Origin of the sequence: Chitinophaga sp. CB10, from assembly GCA_001870995.2 — a bacterium.
Classification (GTDB): Bacteria; Bacteroidota; Bacteroidia; order Chitinophagales; family Chitinophagaceae; genus Chitinophaga.
This window is the reverse complement of the sequence record MLAV02000003.1, coordinates 126,437-151,589: the sequence shown is the minus strand read 5'-3', so window position 1 is coordinate 151,589 and position 25,153 is coordinate 126,437. Positions and strand designations below refer to the sequence as shown.

21 protein-coding genes are annotated in these 25,153 nt (G+C 49.6%); 11 read left to right on the top strand and 10 right to left on the bottom strand.

All coding sequences use genetic code 11. From position 1 onward, the window contains the following. Positions 1 to 91: 91 nt before the first annotated feature. The 9 genes from BOC67_RS06040 to rlmD all read right to left on the bottom strand — a co-directional run bounded on the left by BOC67_RS06040 (position 92) and on the right by rlmD (position 9,941). On the bottom strand, positions 92 to 994 hold the full coding sequence (locus tag BOC67_RS06040; protein WP_291908328.1) for a hypothetical protein: 903 nt from the start codon (positions 992 to 994) through the stop codon (positions 92 to 94). Between the two features lie 12 nt (positions 995 to 1,006). Further along, positions 1,007 to 1,630, bottom strand: coding sequence for an alpha-ketoglutarate-dependent dioxygenase AlkB (locus BOC67_RS06035; protein ID WP_291908326.1), 624 nt, complete (start codon positions 1,628 to 1,630; stop codon positions 1,007 to 1,009). A gap of 73 nt (positions 1,631 to 1,703) precedes the next feature. Next, entirely contained in the window at positions 1,704 to 2,696 is a 993-nt protein-coding gene (locus BOC67_RS06030; protein WP_291908325.1) for a M28 family peptidase, read from the bottom strand. 26 nt (positions 2,697 to 2,722) lie between these two features. Further along, positions 2,723 to 4,225: a cysteine--tRNA ligase gene (gene cysS / locus BOC67_RS06025; RefSeq protein ID WP_291908323.1), complete on the bottom strand. Its 1,503-nt coding sequence runs from the start codon at positions 4,223 to 4,225 to the stop codon at positions 2,723 to 2,725. 148 nt (positions 4,226 to 4,373) lie between these two features. Next, positions 4,374 to 5,513, bottom strand: coding sequence for an endonuclease/exonuclease/phosphatase family protein (locus BOC67_RS06020; protein WP_291908321.1), 1,140 nt, complete (start codon positions 5,511 to 5,513; stop codon positions 4,374 to 4,376). A gap of 32 nt (positions 5,514 to 5,545) precedes the next feature. Further along, a complete protein-coding gene (locus tag BOC67_RS06015; RefSeq protein ID WP_291908319.1) occupies positions 5,546 to 6,634 on the bottom strand; it encodes an endonuclease/exonuclease/phosphatase family protein in 1,089 nt (362 codons plus the stop codon). Between the two features lie 68 nt (positions 6,635 to 6,702). After that, on the bottom strand, positions 6,703 to 7,638 hold the full coding sequence (locus BOC67_RS06010) for a rhomboid family intramembrane serine protease (protein WP_291908318.1): 936 nt from the start codon (positions 7,636 to 7,638) through the stop codon (positions 6,703 to 6,705). Between the two features lie 55 nt (positions 7,639 to 7,693). Further along, the gene (locus BOC67_RS06005; protein ID WP_291908317.1) at positions 7,694 to 8,506 is read right to left on the bottom strand and encodes a rhomboid family intramembrane serine protease; all 813 of its coding nucleotides are present in this window, start codon (positions 8,504 to 8,506) and stop codon (positions 7,694 to 7,696) included. Between the two features lie 19 nt (positions 8,507 to 8,525). Further along, entirely contained in the window at positions 8,526 to 9,941 is a 1,416-nt protein-coding gene (gene rlmD / locus BOC67_RS06000; protein ID WP_291908316.1) for a 23S rRNA (uracil(1939)-C(5))-methyltransferase RlmD, read from the bottom strand. Positions 9,942 to 10,004: 63 nt separating this feature from the next. On the opposite strand from rlmD, the gene BOC67_RS05995 reads away from it, so the two are divergent. The 4 genes from BOC67_RS05995 (at position 10,005) to BOC67_RS05980 (ending at position 13,892) form a co-directional block, all read left to right on the top strand. Next, on the top strand, positions 10,005 to 11,405 hold the full coding sequence (locus tag BOC67_RS05995; RefSeq protein ID WP_291908315.1) for a TlpA family protein disulfide reductase: 1,401 nt from the start codon (positions 10,005 to 10,007) through the stop codon (positions 11,403 to 11,405). Between the two features lie 118 nt (positions 11,406 to 11,523). Next, positions 11,524 to 12,240, top strand: a complete 717-nt coding sequence (locus BOC67_RS05990) for a porin family protein (protein ID WP_291908314.1) — start codon at positions 11,524 to 11,526, stop codon at positions 12,238 to 12,240. A 145-nt stretch (positions 12,241 to 12,385) separates the two neighbouring features. After that, positions 12,386 to 13,012, top strand: coding sequence for a porin family protein (locus BOC67_RS05985; protein WP_291908313.1), 627 nt, complete (start codon positions 12,386 to 12,388; stop codon positions 13,010 to 13,012). A 184-nt stretch (positions 13,013 to 13,196) separates the two neighbouring features. Then, positions 13,197 to 13,892 (top strand): porin family protein, encoded by a 696-nt coding sequence (locus BOC67_RS05980; protein ID WP_291908312.1) that lies wholly within the window; start codon positions 13,197 to 13,199, stop codon positions 13,890 to 13,892. A gap of 236 nt (positions 13,893 to 14,128) precedes the next feature. Here BOC67_RS05980 and metF read toward each other — a convergent pair whose 3' ends face one another. Further along, entirely contained in the window at positions 14,129 to 15,082 is a 954-nt protein-coding gene (gene metF / locus BOC67_RS05975; RefSeq protein ID WP_291908310.1) for a methylenetetrahydrofolate reductase [NAD(P)H], read from the bottom strand. Positions 15,083 to 15,205: 123 nt separating this feature from the next. Here metF and lptB point away from each other — a divergent pair, with 123 nt between their 5' ends. From lptB to BOC67_RS05940, 7 genes are all read left to right on the top strand, one after another. Then, positions 15,206 to 15,967: an LPS export ABC transporter ATP-binding protein gene (lptB, locus tag BOC67_RS05970; RefSeq protein WP_291908308.1), complete on the top strand. Its 762-nt coding sequence runs from the start codon at positions 15,206 to 15,208 to the stop codon at positions 15,965 to 15,967. Positions 15,968 to 16,019: 52 nt separating this feature from the next. Continuing rightward, positions 16,020 to 17,522: a GH3 auxin-responsive promoter family protein gene (locus BOC67_RS05965; RefSeq protein ID WP_291908306.1), complete on the top strand. Its 1,503-nt coding sequence runs from the start codon at positions 16,020 to 16,022 to the stop codon at positions 17,520 to 17,522. Positions 17,523 to 17,540: 18 nt separating this feature from the next. Beyond that, positions 17,541 to 18,290 carry a 3-oxoacyl-[acyl-carrier-protein] reductase gene (gene fabG / locus BOC67_RS05960; protein WP_291908305.1) on the top strand — a complete coding sequence of 250 codons (750 nt, stop codon included), beginning with the start codon at positions 17,541 to 17,543 and terminating at the stop codon, positions 18,288 to 18,290. 124 nt (positions 18,291 to 18,414) lie between these two features. After that, the gene (locus BOC67_RS05955; protein ID WP_291908304.1) at positions 18,415 to 18,984 is read left to right on the top strand and encodes an RNA polymerase sigma-70 factor; all 570 of its coding nucleotides are present in this window, start codon (positions 18,415 to 18,417) and stop codon (positions 18,982 to 18,984) included. A 74-nt stretch (positions 18,985 to 19,058) separates the two neighbouring features. Further along, positions 19,059 to 20,159, top strand: coding sequence for a FecR domain-containing protein (locus tag BOC67_RS05950; RefSeq protein ID WP_291908302.1), 1,101 nt, complete (start codon positions 19,059 to 19,061; stop codon positions 20,157 to 20,159). A gap of 235 nt (positions 20,160 to 20,394) precedes the next feature. Continuing rightward, a complete protein-coding gene (locus tag BOC67_RS05945) occupies positions 20,395 to 23,568 on the top strand; it encodes a TonB-dependent receptor (protein ID WP_291908301.1) in 3,174 nt (1,057 codons plus the stop codon). A gap of 21 nt (positions 23,569 to 23,589) precedes the next feature. Next, positions 23,590 to 25,089, top strand: coding sequence for a RagB/SusD family nutrient uptake outer membrane protein (locus tag BOC67_RS05940; RefSeq protein ID WP_291908300.1), 1,500 nt, complete (start codon positions 23,590 to 23,592; stop codon positions 25,087 to 25,089). Positions 25,090 to 25,153: the final 64 nt, after the last annotated feature.

The window sequence follows — 25,153 nt, the reverse complement described above, 5'->3', positions numbered from 1 at the left end:
TTTAACAATAATGCAAGCGTTCAGGTTCTGCATTTTGTTACATCTCTGCCTGAATTGCAAAGAAATTGCCAGTTTTTTGCTTATTTCATGATTACAAGGCAATAGCTGTATCCTGGGCAGGCGTCATATTGCGAATCCTGTCTATAATGCCTTCATAATACGCCAGCTTACTGGCGGCCGGCATGCTTATAACGGTGACGCCATTGGCCTTCAGCAGGTCTAATTTGAACCTGGAACGGGCCGTGTATTCCTCGGGAATGTAGTAGTAAATGTTGTTAGGAACGCTGATTGTTTTATGCTGGAATTGCTGCCGTGCCCTGTAGGTGAGCAGCCACCACAGGTCCGACTCTACGAAGTCCAGCGACAATCCAAAGATGTGTATATCCCTGGTAAAAAACAGGTCTATCCAGGAGTGGAAGTACACTTCCTGTTGCCTGATGCGCCTTATCAGGGATTCTTTCGGCACTGCCTTATTGCTGTACATGGTGCCGCTCACCACATAATTCCGCATCAGCTGTAACTGGCCGCCATAGTGTTCAAAGCCAAGGTTAATGCTCATGGGATGCAGGCAGTCGCCATGGATATGCCAGTAATGAATACCCTCTTCCGTGTAGCGCCTGAAGATGCTGAAATTCGTTTCGCGTATCAGGCTGGTATTACGTGTAGGCGTGCGCCCTTCCAGTGTAAATTCATAATTGGTGGTCAGTATATGTTCCGGCTGTAAAGCCCTGATAGCGGCATGCAGCCGGTTGGGGCTAATCTCCGCAGTTTTGGCGGCAATGAAGGTTTTCAGGTCTTTTTCCCTGATATGATGCCGGCGGATGGCCGTCAGGAAAATCTCTTCATAAAGCAGCGGAAATGGTTTCTTATCGTCGATCTCTATGCACCCGGAAGAATGGCAATAGGTGATAATATCCTGCAGCAGGTCTTTCCAGCTCCGGCCGACGGAAATGTTGTTGATATCATTTCCGATTAATAAAACCAGGTTCTTCATGGTGGTTCGGTTTTAAGGATAGATGTATCTGAAAGTAAGGTTGATGCGGGGGCCTACCGGCCTGGCCGTTTTGGGAACCTGGTGTTCCCAGTAGTGTTGCAGTTCGCCTTTCATTAGCAACAGTGAGCCATGCTCTAATGCAATTTCATATTTCAAGGCCTTATTATCCCGGCGCCGCAACATAAAGCGCCTCGTAGCGCCCAGATTCACGGAAGCGATCACCGGGTTGCTGCCCAGCTCCGGCTCATCGTCCGCATGCCAGCCCATCGAATCATTGCCACTGCGGTAATAATTCAGCAGCACACTGTTAAATGTGACGCCGGCAGCTTGTGCCACGCGGTCCCTGATCAGGATCAGCTCCGCTGTCCATGGCAAAGGCTCAAATGTATTTCCGGAAAAGGAATAGGAACTGTTGGCATCCCCGTACCACGCCATTAACCTGGGAAACAGGACTTCCCGCCCATACATGCGCATGGATTCCTGCTTCCAGTTAATGGTAGTAATGAGCTGATGGAAAATCCGGTCGCTGTCCGTTGGAGTAAAAAATTGCGGATAATATTCCAGGAGACCATTTTCCAGGGTGATCTCCTGTTTTTGATTGTTATCCTGACCGAATAAACTTCCCTGCAGGCTCATAGCACTAAATTAAGACGGCACTACGCATTGTATATGTGTTCTGCCTTTCAGCGCTATAAACCTGCAAAAGATTTTAGTAGGAGAAAGGTTGTGTATAGATCACCTGGAGGATGGTTTGACCCACCGCTTTCAGGGTACGTTTATCTATCACACTCATATTGTCGTTGGTAGTATGCCAGTGTGAAGGAAACTGACCACTGGCCTGCCAGGCCAGCACGTCAAAAGTAGGTATGTTGGCAATGGTATTTACCGGGATATGATCGTCGGTAATATAGGCGCCAAAATCTTCATACCGGAAGATATCAGAGTAACCAATGGAATTGGCTACATCCCAGAACATTCTCATTGGGCCGGCAGCATATTGCTGGGAGGCTTTTTCCATGTAAAACTGCGAGCCGCGGCCGCCGACCATATCCAGCAGGATACCGTAGTTGGCTTTGTAGCCGGGAACATGCGGGTTTTTAGCCCAGTATTGCGTACCAAGGCAGAAGGAGTTTTCGTTGGACGGGTCGCCGTAATCTTCCACATCCACCAGCAGGATGTCCACGCCGGCATCCGGCCTTTGCGCCTTGAAATTCCTGGCCGCTTCCAGCAGCACCGCTACGCCGCTGCCCCCATCGTCCGCGCCATCGAGCTTCTTGGTCTTATCAAAGGCATCTTCATCTGCAATGGGGCGGGTATCCCAGTGCGCCAGCAACAGCACGCGCTGCTTCGCTGCCGGGTTGAAACTGCCGATAATGTTGATGCAGGGAAGTTTTTCACCTTTAGGACCGGTTACGGTAGTACGTTGTACATACACGGTATCCGCCCATTTTTTCAGGTTGGAAATGAGCCATTCAGCACATTTTTCCTGTGCAGGCGTATTGGGGATCCGGGGGCCAAAGCTTACCTGTTTTTCAGTGTAGGCGTAGGCGGAATCCTCCGAGAATACCGGTACCGGCGCCTGGATACGGTCTACCTTACTGGCGCCCGTACTGTCGTTATGACCTTCCCCGGTTTTTCCATTCTGCTGACAGGCGCCGGCCATTACAGCCAGCGCCGTCAGCGCGATCAGAGCTTTACGCATTATCTTATTTCTTGCTGATTATTCAATTAGTCCTGCACGATGGAGTAGGAAACACTGCCATCTTTTTCATCTTTCAACTGTATGCCAACGGCCAGCAGCTCGTTACGGATCTTGTCGGAAGTAGCGTAGTCCTTACGGGCTTTCGCTTCCTTGCGCATGTTGATGAGCATCTGTAATACGCCGTCCAGCTTGTCTTCGTCCGTACCCAGCACTTCCATCTGGATACCCAGTATATCCACCAGGTATGTTTTCCAGGAGTATTGGAGCAGCTGGAAGGTGTCTTCGCTGATCTCATGCATTTTGATCTGGCCGCCTTTCAGTGAGTTGATCACCGGGGCCAGCTCAAACAGGTTGGCCATGACTTTGGCGGTATTGAAGTCATCGTTCATGAAATCAGGCAGTTCAGCGCACAGCTGCCTTACCTGTTTGTCCAGCTCCTCGTTGATGGGCTGTCCGTTACTGCTGTAAGTCAGCTTTTGCAGCACTTCATAAGCCGCCCATAACCGCTGCAACCCTTTTTCTGCGGCCTGCAGGGCCTCGTTGGAGAAGTCCAGCGTACCGCGGTAATGCGTTTGCAGTACAAAGAAGCGGATCACCATCGGGCTGTAGCCTTTTTCCAGCTGTGGATTATTGCCGGAAAACATCTCGGTAAGGGTAATGGTATTACCATACGACTTACCCATTTTACGGCCGTTGATAGTGATCATGTTATTGTGCATCCAGTAGCGCGCCATCAGCTCGCCATGGGCAATTTCGCTCTGGGCGATTTCGCACTCGTGGTGTGGGAACTGCAGGTCCATACCACCTCCGTGGATATCAAACTGCGAGCCGAGGTATTTGGCGCTCATCGCGGAGCACTCGATATGCCATCCCGGGAAGCCTTCTCCCCATGGGCTTGGCCAGCGCATAATATGCTCCGGCGGCGCTTTTTTCCACAAGGCAAAATCAGCCTTGTTGCGCTTTTCGTCCTGGCCTTCCAGCTCGCGGGTGGTTTCCAGCATATCTTCCAGCACGCGGCCGCTCAGGATGCCGTAGTCGTAACTGGCGGCGTATTTTTTTACGTCAAAATACACGGAGCCGTCTACCTCATAGGCATACCCTTTCTCCATGATCTTTTTGATCATTTCGATTTGCTCGATGATATGGCCGGTAGCGGTAGGTTCAATGCTGGGTTCCAGGTTGTTGAACTGCAGCATGGCCCAGTGGTACAGGTTGGTGTATTTCTGTACCAGCTCCATCGGCTCGAGCTTTTCCAGTATGGCTTTTTTAGAAATTTTATCTTCTGCCTCGCGGCCTTCTTCCTCGAAGTGGCCGGCGTCGGTGATATTACGCACGTAGCGGACTTTATAGCCCAGGAAACGCAGGTAGCGGTTTACCACGTCAAAGGTGATGTACGGGCGCGCATGGCCCAGGTGCGATTCCCCTGAAACGGTAGGTCCGCAAACATACATACCCACATGGCCCGGCGTTATTGGTGTAAATACTTCTTTCTGACGGTGTATTGAATTGTATATTTTGAGTTCTGACATATGCTGTAAATAGCTGGCATCTTCCAACGCCAGTATGTTTTATTGGTGGATTGCAAAGATAGATATTGTTTTCGTCGCGGTAGGAAATCTGCGGCAACAACATCGGTCAGATCTTAAAATATTTATATTAATCATAATCTATTGTTTCTTATTTATTTACGCCATTTTCCGGCTTTTCTCCCGCAATACTCAGGTTGCTAATGACCGGATAATGATCTGAGAGATCTGAATTTATCTTCCGGAAACTATTCACCTGGAAGTATGGGTCTACAAAAACATAGTCGATCCGCAGCGTTGGCGCAAGGCCGCTGAAAGTACGCCCGATGCCGATGCCCTTTTTCAGGAACGCGTCCTGTAAGTCTCCCCTTATCTTAAAATAAGTATAGGAAGCAGGGGTATCGTTAAAATCGCCGCAAACAATCACGGGATAAGGACTCTGCCGGATAAAATCCCCCACAATATCGGCCTGCTGACTGCGGCGAATATACGCCTCACGCATCTTTTGCACAATACTTTTGGTGGCCACCAGCCCGGTATCTTCCTGGTTGCGGATCTTGCGGATCGCCCGGTAGTCCTTCTGGTTAAACCGGTAGGATTCCAGGTGCATATTGATGATCCGGAGCGTATCCCCTTTCCGTACAATATCAGCATAGATAAGGCTTTCGCTTAAGGGGCCGCTGCTCATTTTTACCTTATCTGATGCAATGATAGGGTATTTGGAATAAATGATGGAGCCCCAGTGCTGGTTACCGTTACGGTTGAAATCACTGGAAAAAAAGCGATAGGGGAGGTTCATCTCATGAGAGATGTCTTCCCGGTTATTAAAATCATTTTTTCGCTCTGCGGTATAAAAGTCCTGAAAGCAGGCAATATCCGGCTCCTGTTTCTTGATGAGCGCAAACATGGCCTGACGGGTATATTTGCTGTCACGTTCCTTGTAAAGGCCAAACTGGCTTACATTGTAACTCATCACCGTAATGCTTTCCGCTGCAGGCATGGGCTTGTTGCCAGCTGGCATATTAAAGGCAATAAACGCGCTAATAGATTTCCAGCCCAGTAATATCGCCGTCAGGGAGAGCAGCGCATACCGGTAGTTAAATACCAGCCACCCCAGCAGGAACAACACCAGTAACCCCAGTAAAAAAGGGAAAGCCAGCGTCAGAAAACTGATGGGCCAAAACCACGCCGGCGAGATATAGGGAGCCAGGCATGCTGCCAGGAATAATAAAACCAGGGCGATATTTAATATTACAAAAAATCCTTTTGTAAAAAGTCTTAAGAATCGCACTGTCTACGTACTTTGTTGAACGTATAAAGTTACTATTTTTTCAATGACAGGCGGGAGATTACAGGGAAATGCTCCGAATCAGCCACCCGCATGGCTTCGCAGGCATGCACGCGGAATTGCCGGGAAGCCAGGATGTAATCTATGCGTAAACTGGGCGACAGGTAAGAGAGGGTTCGACCCCAACCGTTACCGGTTTTCAAAAAGGCATCCTGCATAGTAGCTGCTACCGCCTGGTACGTGTAGGATACCGGCACGTCATTAAAGTCTCCACAAACAACCACAGGATATGGACTCCGGGCTACCAGCCCGGCCAGCTGCCTTGCCTGTTGCGTACGCCGGGTAAAGGTTTGCCGCATTTTATGTGCAAGCCCCCTGAAATGAAAGGAAGTAAGGTCATGGAAGTCCTGCCGGGTAAGCATATACGACGCCAGCTGCCCCGTGATCACCCGGATGGTATCCCCATAAACAAGCAGGTCCGCCTGCAGGAAACTGCTGCCGCTGCCTGCCGCGCTGGGCCCGCAGGGGATAGCGCTGGCCTGCAGGATAGGATGATGGGAAAACAGCACGATCCCGTAATGCCAGGTATCCCAATACACCATATCCTTCGTGAAGTAATGATACTCATAAGCGGCCTTGATGCGGATACTGTCAATGTTATGGGAGAGTTCTGGATGCTCGTTGGTATAAAATTCCTGCATGCAAAGGATATCCGCCTGGCCGAATACTACCGTATTGTACACATTGCTGCGAATGGCCTTGTTCTCCGAATAGGACTGTAAGCCCATATTGCTGCAGTTGTAGGTCATTATGGTAAATTCCTTGCTGCCGCTGGTTTTCTCCAGCGTGTTTTCCCTGAAAGGGTGGATGGCCCAGGTGCGGAATGCGGCGCCGGCGGATAATAGTATAGCCGTAACCGGGAACAGCCAGTATTTTTTTCTCATCAGTATCCACACCGGCAGCAATGCCAGGTTAAGTAGCAGGAAGCCGGGAAAAGCAAGGCCCGCAAAGCCGGTAGGCCAGAAGGCGGCAGGGGAGATGTAGGGCAAAAATGTGCTGGCCAGCAGGGCCAGGGGCAGTGCAATGTTGATTATAAGCAGGCCCCATCTTAAAAGCGTCTTCATCAGGTATTTGGGATTTAGGGATTTGAGTACCGGTTAAAAATACTCAAATCTCCCTATTTCTGATGCGCTTAGTTCTCTGATTTGCTGGCTCTCAGCAGGGTTTCCCTTTCGTCCGCAGTAAGAGAAGTAATGCCGTTGGCGCTGATCTTTTCAAGTATCTCATTAATACGCTGCTCGGATACTTTGCCCACTTTTTTGTAAGGCGGCTCGCCATGGTGGTCGCCATGGGAGGATTTCAGCATTTCGGCCGGTACAGTAGCCTGCGCCGGCGGATGGAACATATGGGAGAGTTTAAATGCAATCCTGTTGAAACCGCTGCCCCAGTCGTTTCCTTTTTTCCATTGCCACATGTAGATAGCGCCTGCTATCGCGCCACCGGCCAGCATAGGCAGGAAAACGGCGCCGCCCGGAGTAGTAAGGTGCGTACCAATGGTCAGGCCCAGGTAAATAGCGGTGATAATCCATAAAGGAATACCGCCGCCGGCCAGTAATGGGAAAATACGGTAGCCGGGAGCAAATACAGTCACGCCGACGGCAATGGCCATAACGCTGCCGGCGGCGCCCATGAAGCCTCCGCCTGCTGACAATGCCTGCAGGCCCGGGATAAACTGCATGCCCAGTACAAAGAAGATATTACTGATAATACCGCCGAAGAGATATAACGGAACAATCCGCAGGTAGCCTGCCAGGTGTTGCAGGATGGAACCAAATACCCACAGCCATACCATGTTCGAAAAGATGCTCACCACCTGTACATGGGTAAACATCGCCGAAAGGAGGGTCCATGGGCGGGCCAGCGCCTCAGCCGGGCTGGAAGGCACGCGGAGGTAACTGATAATATCCTGGTAGAAACGGGGTTCCCCTACATCTTCCATTTTATATATTACCAGTGTGAAGAAAAGGAATATATAGATTGTAAGATTGATGACCAGTAACTGCGTTACCATATTCTTTCCAGCTCCCAGTGAGAGCCCCGACAATTTCTCTTTTTCGAGGGTATGCATGGTATCAAAAGTTTTCTCTTACAAAAATACGCCAATATCCGGAAGCCTTGGCGCGTTAGAATAATTTCCGGTTCCAGTTCCGCAACAGCAGGTAGGCAAACAGCGCCCCACCAAGGTGAGCCACGTGGGCTACGTTATCGCCGGCGGCGTTTTGAATCTGGAAGTATAATTCCGCCACAATCAAAATACCAACAAAGTATTTCGCCCGCATCGGAATAAAAAAGTAAGTGATGTATTCGTTAGGGTACATGTAACCAAACGCAAACAGGGTTCCGTAAATCGCCCCGGAAGCGCCTACCATGGAGGAATAATTGATGTTGATGCGCATCCAGTCCTCAATCTGCGTTTTCGCCAGGTCAATCACCCACGGATCCCTGCTGGCAAGCGCCTGGCGCAGGCCATCCATATCGTACTGGCTGCCTCCCAGGTTGAAACGCTTATCAATAATGGCAAAGTTTTCAGCCGTTGGATTATTGAAAAACGCCTGTGCCTCGTTGGCAAATTTGGTATAGTCATACGTAAGCCATCCCATGTAGCACATGGCAGCCCCTAATCCACAAATCAGGTAAAATAAAAGAAATCGTTTGGACCCCCAGCGTTCTTCCAGGGTCGACCCAAAGAGCCAAAGGATCAGCATATTTCCCCCAATATGCCATGGGCCTGCAGTAGAGTGCATGAACAGGTGCGTAATAAACTGCCATGGTCTGAACAGGTCTGACTTCCAGTAATGCAATGCAAAAAGGCCATCCAGGTCAAAATTGAACCGGAACCGTGCTGTGATCTGTACAAGCCAAACCAGTCCATTGATGATTAACAGATTCTTTATTACCGGTGGAGCGTGAAACCCCCTGGGCCTTAACGTAAACATTTTAGCTTAGCTTATGATTTTATTTATTCGCTCTCTTCTTCAACAGAACCACGTTTTCAATATGGTGGGTGTGAGGAAACATATCTACAGGCTGCACCTTTTCCACAGTGTACATCTCGTCCAGCAGGGCGAGGTCGCGTGCCTGTGTAGCCGGGTTACAGCTTACATATACAATTTTTGGAGCCCCTATTTCCAGTAATTTATTGACCAGTTTTTCGTGCATGCCTGCACGTGGCGGGTCGGTAATAATTACGTCGGGTTGTCCGTGATGGGCAAAAAAGGCGTCATCGCAAATATCCACCACATCGCCTGCATAAAACTCCGCATTGTTCACATTGTTCATGGCTGCGTTCTCACGGGCGTCGTCGATGGCTTCCTTGATCAGCTCAATGCCTACCACCTTTTTAGCCTGGCGGGAAACAAAGATGCCGATGCTGCCGGTGCCACAATACAGGTCATATACAATTTCCGAACCGGTAAGTTCGGCGAAGTCGCGCGTTACTTTATACAACACTTCTCCCTGGTAGGTGTTGGTCTGGAAGAAAGATTTAGGGCCGATCTTAAACGTAAAATCTTCCAGTTTTTCCTCCGCATAGCCTTTACCAAAGTAGGTCTTGGGCTCCAGGTCGAAGATGGAGTCGTTTTTCTTCGGGTTAATCGTGTACAGCAGCGTGGTAATTGCCGGAACGGTTTGGAGGAGGTGGTCCATCAGGGCGATCCTGTTGGCTTTATCCTCATGGTGTATCACCAGGTTGACCATTATTTCCCCGGTCGTACACAAACGTACTACCAGGTTACGCAGCCAGCCTTCCTGCTGCCGGATGTCGTAGAAGGTGAGGTCGTTGGCGATCGCGTACTCCCGGATGGTGTTACGGATCAGGTTTACCGGCTCCTGCATCAGGTAGCAGGTATTGATATCCAGTACTTTATCGAATAATTTGGGTACGTGGAAACCGAGGGCCGGCTTTCTGGGAATCTCCCCGTCGTTGGCTTTGATTTCCGCGTCCGTCAGGTAGGCTTTGTTGCTGAACGTAAATTCCAGTTTGTTACGGTAGTGCTCTGTGTACTTTGAGCCCAGGATAGGACTCATTTCCGGCAGTTGCAGCTTGCCGATGCGTTGCAGGTGATCCGCCACCTGTTGCTGTTTGTATTCCAGCTGCAGGCTGTAAGGCATCATTTGCCATTTGCAGCCGCCACAGGTGCCGAAATGCTCGCAAAAAGGCGTTACTCTTTTATCGGAATAGGAGTGAAAGTGCACTACTTTACCTTCTGCCCAGTCTTTCTTGTTCTTGCCAAGGCGTACATCCACCACATCGCCGGGTACAACGCCGCCTTCAATGAATATCACCTTGCCGTCCATACGGGCCAGGGCCTTACCTTCTGCCGCGTAAGCAGTAACAGGTACGTTTTCTAAAACAACATTTTTTTTCCTCACGGCTGCAAAGGTACAGTGATTTTAAGATTTTGGGGTATTTTTACCGATACTTAGATATATCCTATGCGTAGACTGCTATTCATGCTCGTTTCTGCGCTGATATGCCAAAGCCAGGTGATGGCACAGGGGTATCAGCTCACCGTAAAACTCAAGAATTATCAACAGGGCAAGCTCTTTTTGGGCCATTACATGGGTAAAAGCACGTACCTGACTGATTCGGCTGAAATTTCGCCGGCAGGCGTGGCAGTGCTGAAAGGGAAAACCCGCCTCAATTCGGGGATTTACCTGCTGGTAATGCCGGATAAACAACGATATGTCGAAACCCTGATCGACAAAAATCAAACTTTTGAAGTAGCGCTCGATACGAGCGATTTTGTGAATAAGACCGTGTACAAAGGCTCGCCGGATAATGAGCTCTTTGTTGCCTACAACAAGTTCCTACTGGACCAGGACGGGGAAAGCCGTGCCATCCAGGCGGAACTTAAGGCCGCTAAGACCGCTGCTGATACCGCTAAGGTACAAGAGCGCCAGGCGCTCTTGATGAAAAAAATTAATGATTATAGGGAAAGATTTATGGCCGAGCATCCGGGCACTTTCCTTACCACTGTATTTAAAGCGATGAAAGAGCCGGTGGTACCCCCCAGGCCGACAGGCGAAGACTCCTCTTTTGCTTATCGATACTTCAAAAGCCATTATTGGGACGAGGTGGATCTCGCGTCGGAAAGATTGGTACGTACGCCGGTACTGGAAGCCAAGCTACAGAAGTACTTTACCCAGCTGGTAGTGGCAATGCCGGATTCCATCAACGCGGAATGCGATGCCATGATAGCGCGCACCCGTAAGAACAAAGAAGTCTTTAAGTTTGTGCTGTGGTGGCTGACCTACAACTATGAATCCTCTCCTTATATGGGCATGGATGCAGTGTTCGTACACCTGGTGGAAAAATACTACGTACCCGGAGAAGCTTTCTGGTTAAGCGATGAGCAGCTGAACAAGATTGTGAGCCGCGCCTACACCATTGCGCCGAACCTCATCGGCCAGCAGGCCGCCCCGCTGGAATTGAAGGACACTGCCAGCAAAGCGGTATCCCTCTATAAAACCCAGGCCAAATACACGGTCCTGGTCTTCTGGGACCCCACCTGCGGGCACTGTAAAACAGAAGTGCCAAGGCTGGATTCTGCCTATAACAGCCGCTGGAAACAGCTGGGCGTAAAAATGATCGGCATCAAGACGGAAGGTACCAGGGAGGAATGGCTTAGCTTCATTAAACAGAACCACCTCAATGGCTGGATACATGCCTGGGACCCTGAATCCACCAGCAACTACCGGCGGCTATATGACGTTTACTCGACACCGGTAGTGTACCTGCTGGACGAAAAGAAAAAAATTGTCGCAAAACGGTTAGGTGTGGAACAACTAGATCAGTTTCTCACCAGAAATACAAGTACAACCCTAACAAATTAGTAGCAGAGGCCGCTTGTAAGCGGCCTTTTATTTTGCTGATTATCAGTGGCTTAAACAAAATTTTAACGTTATTGGCATAGTCTTTGGTCCGGGCAAATCGAACCAAACAACATCCATTATGCTCAAAAAGAAGATTATTTTGTCGATCGCCGCGGTATGTATTTCTTTTGCTGCAATGGCTCAGGCACGCATAGGTATCAAAGGTGGATTGAACCTCAGTACCATTACCGTAGATAATTCAGGCTCTGTTAAAGACAATCAGATGTTACCGGGATGGAATCTTGGAGTTGTGGCAGACCTGCCGTTAGTTCCGAGGATACTGTCTTTCCAGCCGGGCGTGTTTTATACCACCAAAGGCTCCAAAATTGACGTAGGCGATAAAGACAATCCGACCGTTACAAATCCATATGTGAGTTTAAAAACCAATCCTTCCTACATTGAAGTTCCTTTAAACTTTGTGGGTAAAATCCCGGTAGGGGCTAATACCAGCATTTTCGGTGGTATCGGACCATACTTTGCCTTCGGCGTTGCCGGTAAGAACAAAGTAGAATCCAACGTAGGTACCGGATCTGTTACCACAGTTTCTTCCAACATCAAATGGGACGACGATACCCCATTCAACACAGGAGATCCTAACTATGGTTACAACAAATTAAAGAGATTCGATTGGGGTGGCAACCTGCAGGTTGGTCTGGAAACCCACAACTTCCTCGTTGCCGTTCAGTATGGCTTAGGATTCGGCAAACTGCAGTCCGGCTCTGATAACAGTACCGACGATAAGGGTAAAAACCGGGTGCTGAGCTTCTCAGTAGGTTACCTGTTCGGAGGTAAATAATTGGCAGGCAATTGTTCTTTACTAAACAATTCTCTCCCTGTTTTGTATATAGGACATGCAAATCATCAGGCAATTGTACAAACCTCAAGTGATTCGGAGCGCAGGTATTGCCTGCTGCCTGCGCTTCAAACAAAAACCAAAAAAGATGAAAAAGTTATTTTTATCAGTTGTTGCGTTGTTAATCGCCAGCATTTCCTTTGGCCAGGCCAAATGGGGTATCATTGCAGGGCCTAACTTTTCCAGCGTAACATATGAAAATTTAGGAACCTTTGGCTTTAACAGCAAGGAAACCAGTAAAATCCTTACCAGCTTCAGAGGCGGGGTTACCGTGGATATTCCGATTGCTGAAGATTTTTCTATCGGAACAGGCCTTTTGTACGCAGGCAAGGGCGGTAAATTCAAAAACTCCGATATTAAAGTATCCCTCAGCTACCTGCAATTACCGGTTATGTTCCAGTTTACCCCGGAAGTAGGAAACGGTAATATGGTGCTGGGCATCGGGCCATACTTCGCCGTTGGCTTGGGCGGTAATTACAAAAACACCGCTACCGGAGATATCGGCGCCTTTGAGGACGAAGCCCTGCTGGCCAAACTCAAACGCTTTGATGCCGGCGGTACATTGCAAATTGGTTACCAAACGCCAATGGGCCTCTATTTTGGCTTAAACGGCGACCTCGGACTTGTGAATGCCGTGGATAATACCGACAATAACCGCAAATTCAAAAATGCCTCCTTTGGCGTTTCCCTGGGCTACAAATTTGGTGGCAGATAATATACCAGGTATCCGTTATATATAGATTTTTGACAATTAATTAAGGCCGTTAGTAGATAAAAAAACTAACGGCCTTTGGGTGTTTTGTTGAGATTATTTTCAAACCTTTGCCTGAGTTTTTTCGTTTGTATTTCTAAGTTCCAACTTTCTATAGTGACCATAATAAATCCCAAATGTCCTATTCATGAAAAATTTTACAATGGCAGTCGCAACGGCATGCCTGACTGTTACTGCGGCATCTGCGCAGGTTAGTCTGGGTGTGAGAGGCGGCTATGTAAACTCCAATCTGTCGATCACTTCGGGCAATTCACAAACGGTAGTACCAGGAACAGAAGCTGTGGACAACTGGAATGTGGGGCTGGTGGTGAATATTCCGTTGGCGCGTAACTTTTACCTGCAACCACTGGTGAATTACGAGGTAAAGGGAGCCAAACTGAAACCAGTCACCAAACCGCCGGCAGGCGCTTTTTCCACTGCCACCACGAAAGTAAAGCTGCAATACCTCACACTACCGGTAAACGCAGTGTATAAGATCCCGGTTGGAACCTCCAAACTGGCCTTCGGCGTAGGGCCTTACGTGGCTTACAGCCTGAACGCGAAGTACAACCTGTCCGTTTATGATGATGGTAAACTGGTACAGGATTCTTATCAGCCGGTGGACTTCTCCAAATCTCCGAATGTCCCCAACAGTAACATGCAGCTGGGCCGGTGGGATGTTGGCGGCAACGCCCTTATCTCCCTGGAAATGAGCAACTACATTACCGTGGGCGCCAATTACAGCCTCGGCTTTTTGGATATCGACCGGTCCGATGACCTGAAAATTAAAAACCAGTCCTTTGGGATTTCAATTGGCGTTTTATTAAACCGGGAAGACTGGTAGGGCTCCCCCGGCAATTTTAGTGAACATTGATCGTCCTTATTCAGGACCACCAGCCGGTGGTCCTGTTTTTTTTTTGAGAAAGACGTAGGGGCATCCTTTACGGGAGGCGTCAATATATCAGAACGGGATTCCCTGGGGAGGGAAACCTGTTCATTGGACAGTTAAATTAAAAGTGTGACAGTTATAGGGATATGCCACTATGTATCTACATAATGGCATTTTTTATTTTGAAAAGCTTACATGATAGCCGCTACGGCATCCCGTACCACTTTGGGCTTGCCCAGCGTATAGTAGTGGAGGATAGGCACGCCAAATTGCTTCAGCTCCTTCGACTGCGCGATCAGCCATTCCGTTCCCAGCTGCTCCACCTCCTTATCGGTTTTGCACTTCAGGATCTCGTTGGAGAATTCCGTAGGGATATCCACATTAAAGATCCGCGGCAGGATGTTTAACTGCTTTTTGGAAGTAAGTGGCTTCAACCCCGGGATGATAGGCACATTGATCCCGATTTCGCGGCATTTATTCACAAAATCGAAGTATTTCTGGTTGTCGAAAAACATCTGGGTAACTATATAGTCGGCCCCGCCGTCCACCTTCCGCTTCAGGTTCGCGAGGTCCGTTTGCATGTTGGGCGCCTCGAAATGCTTTTCCGGGTAGCCGGCCACGCCGATGCAGAAGTTGGTTTTTACCCCGCCCTGCAAATCGTCTTCCAGGTAAATGCCATTGTTCATCTGGACTACCTGGGCGAGTAACTCGCTGGCATAACTGTGCCCATGCGGATCAGGCTCAAAGAAAGCCTCGTTTTTAGGTGCATCTCCCCTGAGAACCAATACATTATCAATCCCGATGAAGGCCAGGTCGATCAGGGCGTTTTCCGTTTCCTCCCGGCTGAAACCTCCGCAAATCAGGTGGGGAACCGTATCTACGTTATAATGGTTCATCAGCGCAGCGCAAATACCCACCGTACCGGGGCGTTTCCGGATTTCCACCTTTTCAAAGCTACCGTCGGCCTTCTTCTTGAACATATGCTCGCTACGGTGATAGGTAACATTAATAAAGGCCGGCTTGAACTCCATCAGCGGGTCCAGGTGGTCGTAAATAGAGTCTATACTCTTACCTTTCAGCGGCGGAAGCACCTCGAAGGATACGCGCGTACCTTTCGCCTGGGCAATATGTTCGGTTACTTTCATGTTATTGGCTGGAATTGTGGCTGCAAAATTAAATGATCCCCCTTAAAATAGTGTTTTTTGATCTTATGATAACTATAACTAGGCTAAGTGGATGAAATGTTTAATTTTGCTAAGTTTCAAAATATGGCACTAAGAATACATACAGACCAGCTTGTAAAGAAATACGGCGCCAGAACCGTGGTAAACCACGTGTCTGTCGAAGTATCTCAGGGCGAAATCGTAGGGCTCCTGGGCCCGAATGGTGCGGGTAAAACCACATCTTTTTACATGGTAGTAGGCCTGATCAAGCCGGACGAGGGTAATGTTTATCTCAATGATTTGAATATCACCAAGTTACCTATGTACAAACGCGCCCAAATGGGCATTGGCTATCTCCCGCAGGAGGCTTCCGTGTTCCGTAAACTGAGCGTGGAAGACAACATCGCTGCAGTTTTGGAGATGACCAAACTCAAAAAATCAGAGCAAAAAGAAAAGCTGGAAGCATTACTGGCGGAATTCCGCCTTACGCACGTGCGCAAAAGCCCGGGGGATGTACTCAGCGGGGGAGAACGCCGCCGTACGGAAATTGCCCGCGCCCTGGCCGTGGACCCGAAATTCATCCTCCTGGATGAGCCTTTCGCCGGGATCGACCCGATAGCGGTAGAGGACATTCAATCTATTGTAGCAAAGCTGAAATACAAAAACATCGGTATTCTCATCACAGACCATAACGTACAGGAAACCTTGTCCATTACGGACCGCGCTTACCTGCTCTTTGAAGGAAAAATCCTGAAGTCCGGCTCGGCAGAAGAGCTGGCAGAAGACGAACAGGTAAGAAAAGTGTATCTTGGCCAGAATTTTATTTTGCGCCGTAAGAATTACCTGGACGAAGCAGCTAAACAATAAACCATTCCACAGTAATCCTATTATGAGAATATTAAGTCCTGCAATATCACAGTTGGCCAGATTACGTATGGGGCGCATTGCGCATTTCATGCAGTATCCGGTGCAGGTGCAACAGCAGGTATTTCAGAACCTTATTTCTGCCGCTCAGTACACGGAATTTGGGAAACAACACGGTTTCTCCAAAATCTACAAGATAGACGAGTATAAGAAAGCTGTTCCCATTCATACCTATGACACCATCAAACCCTATATTCAGCGGGTGATGGAAGGCCAACAGAATGTACTCTGGAATACTCCCATAAAGTGGTTTGCCAAATCGAGCGGTACCACCGCCGATAAAAGTAAATTCATCCCCGTTACCGTAGAAAGCCTCGACGAGTGCCACTACCGCTCCGGAAGGGATGTACTCACTTTATATTATAATAACTTCCCCGACTCCGACCTGCTTACCGGCAAGTCGCTCGTAATCGGCGGAAGCCACCAGGTGAATAAATTGTCGGAAGACAGCGACTCCTATTTCGGGGACCTCAGCGCTGTCATGCTCCAAAACATGCCGTTTTACGGCAACATGATCCGTACGCCGGATCTTTCCATCGCCCTCATGGATGAGTGGGAAGAAAAAATTGAGCGTATGGCCAATGCCGTTATACACGAGAATGTTACCAGCATCGCCGGCGTGCCCACCTGGACCATCGTACTTATTAAAAGAATATTTGAGCTCACCGGCACAGACAACCTGGCCGATGTATGGCCTAATATCGAACTATACATGCATGGCGGCGTAAGCTTCACCCCTTACCGGGAACAGTTTAAAAAACTGATCCGCAAACCGCTCATGTATTACCAGGAAACCTATAACGCATCCGAAGGCTTCTTTGCAGCGCAGGATGTAATAGGAGAAGAAGGATTGCTCCTGTTCCTGAACCACGGCATATTCTACGAATTCATGCCGATGGAGGAACTGGGTAAGGAAGAGCCCCGTACCCTCCAACTGCAGGAAGTGGAACTGGGCAAAAACTATGCGCTCGTAATCAGTACCAATGGCGGCTTATGGCGCTACATGGTGGGAGATACCGTGCAGTTCACCTCCCTGCTGCCTTACCGTATCAAGGTAAGCGGCCGCACCAAGTCCTTTATCAACGCCTTCGGAGAAGAAGTGATCGTGGAAAATTCCGATACCGCCATCGCTAAAGCCAGCGAAGCCACCGGCGCTATCGTGAACGACTACACGGCGGCGCCTGTGTACTTCAGCGAAAACGGCAATGGCGGCCATGAATGGCTGATCGAATTCGATAAAGCGCCGGACAATATGGAGCACTTTATCGACGTTCTTGACAGCACGCTGAAGACCATCAATTCCGATTACGAAGCTAAAAGGCACAAGGATATTGCCTTGGCAAGGCCGCTGGTACACGTTATGCCACAGGGCACCTTCTGCGAATTCCTGAAGAGCAAAGGCAAACTGGGCGGGCAGCACAAAGTGCCACGCCTCAACAACGACCGTAATTATCTCGAAGAGATCCTGCGGTTTGCCAAATCAAACATGAACGCTTAAAAACCTATCAACTATAACATGAAATTACTGGAGAACAAAGTAGCGATTGTAACTGGTGCCAGCCGTGGTATCGGAGAGGCTATTGCCCTGAAATTTGCAGCACAAGGCGCCAACGTAGCTTTCACATATGTAAGCTCCGATGAGAAAGCGAAAATCCTGGAAGATAAACTCACCGCATTAGGCGTAAAAGCGAAAGCATATAAATCCAATGCGGGAGTATTCGCAGAAACAGAATCGCTCGTGGCAGATGTACTGAAAGAATTCGGTCAGATCGATATCTGCGTAAACAATGCCGGTATTTCCAAAGACAACCTGTTACTCCGTATGAGCCCTGAACAATGGGACGATGTGATGAACATCAACCTGAAGAGCGTGTACAACATGACCAAACAGGTGATCCGCCCGATGATGAAAGCGAAAAGCGGTTCCATCATCAACATGAGTTCCGTAATCGGTATCATGGGTAATGCCGGCCAAAGCAGCTATGCCGCTTCCAAAGCTGGTATTATCGGCTTTACCAAATCCATCGCACAGGAAATGGGTAGCCGCAACATCCGCGTGAACGCGGTAGCGCCAGGCTTCATCGAAACCGATATGACCAGCTACCTCAAAGAAGGGGACGCTGCCAATAACTATATTTCCAAAATTCCGCTGAACCGCTTCGGTACCCCTGAAGATATCGCCAACGTTTGCCTGTTCCTGGCCTCTGACCTGAGCAGTTATGTAACCGGACAAACGATCAGCGCCTGCGGCGGACTTTGCATGTAATCACTATATTACTGATAAGTTATATTAATAAAAAACGCGGACCCCGGTCCGCGTTTTTTATTAATCCAAAGTTACGTATCTTTTGCCGTACAGTGAACGGGGATAATCCCCAACCAGCCATACTTTGGAGTATAAAACCTTAAATATCAGGCGTGAGAGTAGTGAACTGGCGGACTTTGAGCAATTATTCAAGGTCCACTATGATGCGCTCTGTACTTTCGCCTTCGATATGGTAGGGCGGCGCGAGCTGGCCGAAGAAATTGTGCAGGAAACCTTCCTGAAAATATGGGAACGCTTCTCCGAGCTGAAGATCGAAGTTTCCGAAAAAGCCTATCTCTATAAAGCCGTTCAAAACAATTGCCTCAACTGCCTCAAGCAGGACAGGATCCGCCAGCGCTACGGGACGGAACTGCTGCAGCAGATAGAATCCCGCACCTCCCTCATGAATCTCCACCTCCACACGCCGGCCGAAAAACTGGAACACCATGAAATGGAGAGTATTGTGGAAACGGCTATCCGCAGGCTTCCACCCCAATGTCAGGATATATTCCGGCTGAGCCGTTTTGAGCAGCTAAGCTACCCTGAAATTTCGCGGCAATTAGGTATCTCCATAAACACCGTAAAAACACAAATGACCCGCGCCCTGAAGAAGTTAAGGGACGATTTGCTCCCCCTCCTGAAACCGGGGAAATAAAGCCGGAAAAAATTTTTCAAACCTTGTCACCCTGTTGATACAGCAGGATTGTCTTACACCTGTTTATTCTTGTTATGACTAACTATTCACGCGAGGAAATGGATGAACTGATTGCGCAGTTCCTGTCGGGCAACGCCACCGCGGCCGAACAGCAGCAATTGGAAGACTGGATCGAAGCCAGCGCGGCTAACCGCCTGCACTTCCTGGAACTGCGTGAAACATGGCTGGCCACCGCCCGCAGCGGAAATTACGACGCGCTCAGCGCCTGGCAGGAAATGCGGACGCAGCTCTCGCCACGGCCGGTATGGTATGCCGGATGGAAGAAGGCCATTCGTATAGCCGCTTCGTTTATACTGCCATTTATCCTCGGAGGCAGCGCCATGTTTGCCTGGGTGCACAAAGGCACTCCCGGCGCAAACGATGGCATGGTGACCATCACCAGCCCCAAGGGCGCTACCACGCGCATTGAACTGTCCGACGGTACGGAAGTCTGGCTCAACGCCGGCAGTAAACTTCAATACGCGCACTCTTATAATGGCCTGCGCAGGGAGGTTAAACTGGAAGGGGAAGCCTACTTTAAAGTGCAGACCAATCCGCAAAAACCGTTTACCGTTAAGGCGGCCGACCTCCGGATACTGGCGCTGGGCACCAGCTTTAACGTAAAAGCCTACCCGGAAGATAAAACGGTGGTCACCACCCTGATCGACGGGGAGGTGAAAATAGACGGGTCAGCCACCAGTAAGCCATTCAATATGATGCTGCGCCCACACGACCATGTCGTTTATCAAAAACCTGTAACGGACAATGAAAAACAATTGCCGGCAGCCGCTCCCGGGAAAAGCAGCGCAGCTACGCCGGTGGCAACAAAAGCAGTGGATAATACCGAAATCTATACCGCGTGGAAAGATGGTAACTGGATAGTCGACGCACAGCCATTGTCAGAAATGGCGATAACAATGGAAAGAAAATTCAATGTACAGGTCATCTTCCAGGATGAAGAACTAAAAGCTTATAAATTCAGCGGCACCTTCCGCCAGGAAACGCTGGAACAGGTGCTGAATATCCTGAAATTAACAGCGCCGCTTAAATACAGCATAGATAAAGGAACTGTTACCGTGTCGGTCGATCACTTGTTAAAAGAAAAGTATGCTAACGCCCTCAAGGCAGGCAAATAAATCAGTGAATAAGGAAAAAAATTTAATCACCTGTAAAAATTATCGAGCACGATATGAACTACTAAAAAAATTGGGGTAATGCGACTTACCCCAATCAACGAAAATCACCTGATGCAGCAAGGGCTTTGCGACGGCCCTGCTGCCGTAACATTCGTTTAACTAAAATCTTTACAAGTTTATGAAATCCACTTCAAACCTGGCGGAATTAATCTGCCCCAGGCGAAAATTGTTGCTTATGATGAAAATGACGAGTCTGTTGATTTTCGCAGGATTTATACAGGCTGCTGCTTCCACATCTGCGCAGGACCGTATTGCCTCCTTATCCGCGGAAAACAAGCGGGTCAAGGATGTATTCAAAATGATAGAAGGTAGCAGTAACTACCGCTTCTTCTACAATGAAGATTTCTCCGATCTCAACAAAGCTGTAACCATCGATGTGAAAAACAAAAAGATAGATGATGTACTGGGCATGCTGTTTGACAAAACCAGCGTCACCTATCGGGTATTGGAAAACAACCTGGTGGTGATCACGCCGGCTGCAAAAGCAGTGGTGGAAAAGATTACCGGTAAGGTCACCGATGCCAAAACCGGCGAAGCATTGCCCGGCGTAACCATCTCCGTAGAAGGTACCAGTACCGGCGCCGTTACGGATGGCAACGGCGCTTTCGTGATCAATGCGCCCAGCGCCAACGTTACGCTGGTATGCAGCTACGTAGGCTACATACAGCAGAAGATCAGGCTGGAAGGCCGTACTTCGGTAAATATCAAACTGGAGCCGGATACCAAAAAGCTGGATGAAGTAGTGGTAATGGGTTATACCACCACCACCGTTAAGAACCTCACCGGCGCAGCCCAGGTGGTAAACGCCGCCAAACTGAAAGACGTTACCGCCAACAGCATGGATAAAATGCTCCAGGGTAAAGTATCCGGCGTATTTGTAGGCAGCACCTCCGGCGACCCGTCCGCCGCCCCGTCCATCCGCATCCGCGGAAACGGTACGCTCACCGCCGGTAACGCCCCGCTGATTGTTGTAGATGGTATCATCGGCGGCCTGCCCAATCCAAGTGATATCGAATCCGTAACGGTGCTGAAAGACGCCGCCGCTACCACGCTGTACGGCGCCCGCGCCGCAAACGGCGTAATGGTGATCACCACCAAAAGAGGTAAAGCCGGCAAATCCCAAACTACCTTCCGGACCAACATCGGTGCAGCACAACTGAATACCGGCCACTTCAAGCTCATGAACGGCGCGCAGCTGTTTGACCTGCAACAGGCCGCCGGCGCAAACATGGACCCTTCCATCCGCAACCTGAATACCGACTGGCAAAAGCTCGCCTTCCATACCGCTTCCAACCAGAACTATGAACTGAGCACCAGCGGTGGCAGCGAAAAAACTAAGTTCTACCTCGGCGGTAACTACTACAAGGAAGATGGTATCCTCAGAGGCACCGAGCTCGAGCGCTTTAGCGGCCGACTGAACCTGGATCATAGCATCAACGATAAGTTCCGCATCAGCGCCAACTTCGCAGCCTCCCAGCAGAACGACCACGATAATTCCGGCGGCTCGCTCTACCAGTACTATACCAACAACCCATGGGATAAACCCTACGATGCCAACGGCAAACCAATCAACCCGTTGAACGCGCCGGTATGGTACAACAGGGACCTGTCCAGCTTCATATACGACCAGCAATACAACTACGACACCCGCAAACGCCAGACGCTGGAAGGCTTGTTTAAACTGGAATACGATATCACCAAATGGCTGTCGTTCAGCAGTACCAACCGCGCGGAGTCCTATCATTTCCGGGAAGAGTATAACGGCGATGTCAGAACATCCGCCGGCGGGGACGACCTGGGTAACCTCTATCAAAGCTATATCGACTCGGCTGCCTACATCAGCTCCAACCTCCTCAAAGCAAGGTACACTATCAAAAAGGACCACCACATCGATGGTTTGCTGGGCGCGGAGTTCCAAACAGTTAATTACCAGTTTGGCAGCGCTACCGGTAAAGGTATCCTCCCGGGCAGGGACGTGCTGAACGCCGCCGCTACGCCAAAGAGCATCCAGGGGCAGAAGATAGACCGGGCGTTCAACTCTTACTTTGTACAGGCGAACTATAACTACGCCTACAAATACTACTTTACCTCTTCGTTTAGGCGTGACGGTTCCTCCCGCTTCGGCTACGAAAACCAGTATGGTAACTTCTACGCCTTCGGCGCCTCCTGGGCAGCTTCCGAAGAAGCTTTCATCAAGAACATCGAGCAGATTTCCAACCTGAAAGTACGCCTCAGCTACGGTACCACCGGTAACGCCAATATCGACGATTACCTGGCTATCGGCGCTTATGCCGCTACTGCGCAGTATAACGGGCTGCCTTCCATCTATCCGAAAACGCTGGATGTGCCTAACCTCTCCTGGGAGAAGTCGTACAACGCCAACCTCGGTATCGACCTCGGGCTCTGGAACAGGTTAAACCTCACGGTGGAGCTGTACCAGAAGGATAACAAGGACTTGCTGTTTAACGTGCCGCTGCCGGCAAATGCAGGCTATCCGTTCATCCCGACCAACATCGGTAAAGTGCGGAACAAGGGTATTGAAATTGCCATCAATTCTGATAACCTGATCGGCAAGTTCAAATGGAGTACTGATTTCAACATCGGCTTCAACAAAAACAGGATCCTGGATCTTTACGGCAACCAAACGCAGATCATCGACCCTGCCAGCGGTTACTTCGCCCTGCAAACCGGCCAGGATATGCGCACCTTCTACATGCGTAAATGGCTGGGTGTAGACCCTGCCAACGGTAAACCGCTCTGGGAGCAGGTGACCACTGACCCCGCTACCGGCAAGGTGACCAGGACCGCTACCAGCAACTATAACAACGCCACCCTGCAAAACGTGGGATCAGCCTCTCCGAAATTCTTTGGCGGTATCAGGAATACCTTTGGCTATAAGAACTTCCAGCTCTCTGCCTTCTTCACATTTGTATCCGGCAACAAGGTGTATAACAGCACCAGGGAGCTGATGGATAACGATGGCGCCTATGCGCAGTACAACCTGATGCAGCTGGATAAAGGATGGAGCCGCTGGGAAAAACCGGGCGATAATGCTACCCATCCTAAATACACTTTGAACGGTAACAACAACTCTCACAAACCATCTTCCCGCTTCCTGGAAGACGGTAGCTACTTGCGCCTGAGAAATGTGAACCTCAGTTATTCTCTGCCGCAGGATTGGCTGCAGCGCATGAAGATCGGCAGCGCAAGGATCTCCATCGGAGGCGATAACCTCTGGACGCTGACCAGGTTCTCTGGCATCGATCCGGAAGTGGACGACCGCGGGATCAACTACATGAAGTATCCTATTGCGAGAAAATGGTTCGCCGGCCTGGAAATTAATTTTTAACCCGTTTTAAAAGAGATGACAATGAAGCATATATCAAAATATTTCGCAGGACTTTCACTGGTGATGCTGGCAGCGTCCTGCTCACTCAGGAAAGACCCGCACGATGCAGTGCCCAACAAGGATGTAAAGGATCCCGCTATGTGGCAGAATGCTACCGACGGTAATTATGCCTTGTTGAAAGAAGAAGCTTTTACCCGTAACTACTGGCAGATAGGGGAGTTCCCCAGCGATGATATCGCCTTGAGCGGTACCACTACTGACCCGCTCTTCTATTCATATACCTACGGGCATCTGACCAACCAGGGCAATGCCTCCGCCTACTGGCGCGCGGCTTACAGGACCATCAATGCCTGTAACCTCCTGCTGGCGGAAATGAAGGAAGGTACCTCCGCAGATGTAGACCAGATGATAGGGGAGAACCTTTTCCTCCGCGCATTCGTCAACCATAGCCTAGTGCGCACTTTTGGCCGCCCGTATCAGCAATCGCCGGAAACCAACCTGGGTGTACCTGTGGTGGATAGCGCTGATATCACGGCTAAGCCTAAACGCAATACGGTGAAGGAAGTGTACGACCATGTGATCGCCGATCTGCGCAAAGCAAAGGACCTGATGACCAAATCAGTGGATGACAGGAAAAACAGCTACGCTACCAAATACGTAGCCATGGCCATGCTGGCAAGGGTATATCTCTACAAAGGCCAGAACGATTCTGCATACATGTTTGCAGATTCTGTAATCCGATCCGGTAAATACTCGCTCGTGCCTACCGTGGACCTTGGAAAGTACTATACCAAAAGCAATGAGGATAACAAGGAAACCATCTGGGCCATCCATCATACCGCCCAGGACGACCGTAACTGGTCATCCATCGGCTCCATGTACTATACCTCTCCGAGCGGCCTTGGCTACGGCGAAATCTACGCCTCGGAAGCATATCGCAAGCTGCTGGATAAATACCCGGAAGATGCCAGGCACGTTTTTGTGCAGCCGGTTATCCTGAAGAAGGCTAACGGGCAGGACTCTACGGACGCCGCCGGCAACAAGGTTATTGCCACCCGTGGTAAAGCCGGTGGCATCCAGGTGCAAAAGTGGTATATCCTCAAGTTCTCCAACCAGGATAACATCCCAACCCTCAGCTCCCCGGTGGTATTGCGCCTGGCTGAAATGTACCTGATCCGCGCGGAGGCTGCTGCTAAAATGGGCAACAATGACCAGGCCATCGCTGACGTGAACGTGATCCGCACCCGCGCAGGGCTCAGCGGCAATGCGCTCTTCACCACAACGGACCTGAAAGGCTACGCTTCCGTTCTCGACGTAGTCCTCGATGAAGCCCGCCTGGAGCTGGCGTTTGAAACCCATCGCTGCTTCGATTTGTTCCGCAACAACCGCAACCTGGTTAGGGATTACCCGGGCTACCATCCGGTGAATCCTCAAACGATCGAGTACACCAACCCAAGGGTGGTACACTATATTCCTGAGCAGGATATCGTACTTAATCCTAACCTCGTTCAAAACCCATAAGCATAACCATATACTATGAAAAAGGCTCCCTACGCAAGCAGGGAGCCTTCTCTTTTTTACCGTT

Excerpts from the sequence above, each read along its gene's own strand:
- BOC67_RS06040 (WP_291908328.1), bottom strand. The coding sequence starts at position 994 with ATGAAGAACCTGGTTTTATTAATCGGAAATGATATCAACAACATTTCC.
- BOC67_RS06035 (WP_291908326.1), bottom strand. The coding sequence starts at position 1,630 with ATGAGCCTGCAGGGAAGTTTATTCGGTCAGGATAACAATCAAAAACAG.
- BOC67_RS06030 (WP_291908325.1), bottom strand. The coding sequence starts at position 2,696 with ATGCGTAAAGCTCTGATCGCGCTGACGGCGCTGGCTGTAATGGCCGGC.
- cysS (WP_291908323.1), bottom strand. The coding sequence starts at position 4,225 with ATGTCAGAACTCAAAATATACAATTCAATACACCGTCAGAAAGAAGTA.
- BOC67_RS06015 (WP_291908319.1), bottom strand. The coding sequence starts at position 6,634 with ATGAAGACGCTTTTAAGATGGGGCCTGCTTATAATCAACATTGCACTG.
- BOC67_RS06010 (WP_291908318.1), bottom strand. The coding sequence starts at position 7,638 with ATGCATACCCTCGAAAAAGAGAAATTGTCGGGGCTCTCACTGGGAGCT.
- BOC67_RS06005 (WP_291908317.1), bottom strand. The coding sequence starts at position 8,506 with ATGTTTACGTTAAGGCCCAGGGGGTTTCACGCTCCACCGGTAATAAAG.
- BOC67_RS05995 (WP_291908315.1), top strand. The coding sequence starts at position 10,005 with ATGCGTAGACTGCTATTCATGCTCGTTTCTGCGCTGATATGCCAAAGC.
- BOC67_RS05990 (WP_291908314.1), top strand. The coding sequence starts at position 11,524 with ATGCTCAAAAAGAAGATTATTTTGTCGATCGCCGCGGTATGTATTTCT.
- BOC67_RS05985 (WP_291908313.1), top strand. The coding sequence starts at position 12,386 with ATGAAAAAGTTATTTTTATCAGTTGTTGCGTTGTTAATCGCCAGCATT.
- BOC67_RS05980 (WP_291908312.1), top strand. The coding sequence starts at position 13,197 with ATGAAAAATTTTACAATGGCAGTCGCAACGGCATGCCTGACTGTTACT.
- metF (WP_291908310.1), bottom strand. The coding sequence starts at position 15,082 with ATGAAAGTAACCGAACATATTGCCCAGGCGAAAGGTACGCGCGTATCC.
- lptB (WP_291908308.1), top strand. The coding sequence starts at position 15,206 with ATGGCACTAAGAATACATACAGACCAGCTTGTAAAGAAATACGGCGCC.
- fabG (WP_291908305.1), top strand. The coding sequence starts at position 17,541 with ATGAAATTACTGGAGAACAAAGTAGCGATTGTAACTGGTGCCAGCCGT.
- BOC67_RS05950 (WP_291908302.1), top strand. The coding sequence starts at position 19,059 with ATGACTAACTATTCACGCGAGGAAATGGATGAACTGATTGCGCAGTTC.
- BOC67_RS05945 (WP_291908301.1), top strand. The coding sequence starts at position 20,395 with ATGATGAAAATGACGAGTCTGTTGATTTTCGCAGGATTTATACAGGCT.
- BOC67_RS05940 (WP_291908300.1), top strand. The coding sequence starts at position 23,590 with ATGAAGCATATATCAAAATATTTCGCAGGACTTTCACTGGTGATGCTG.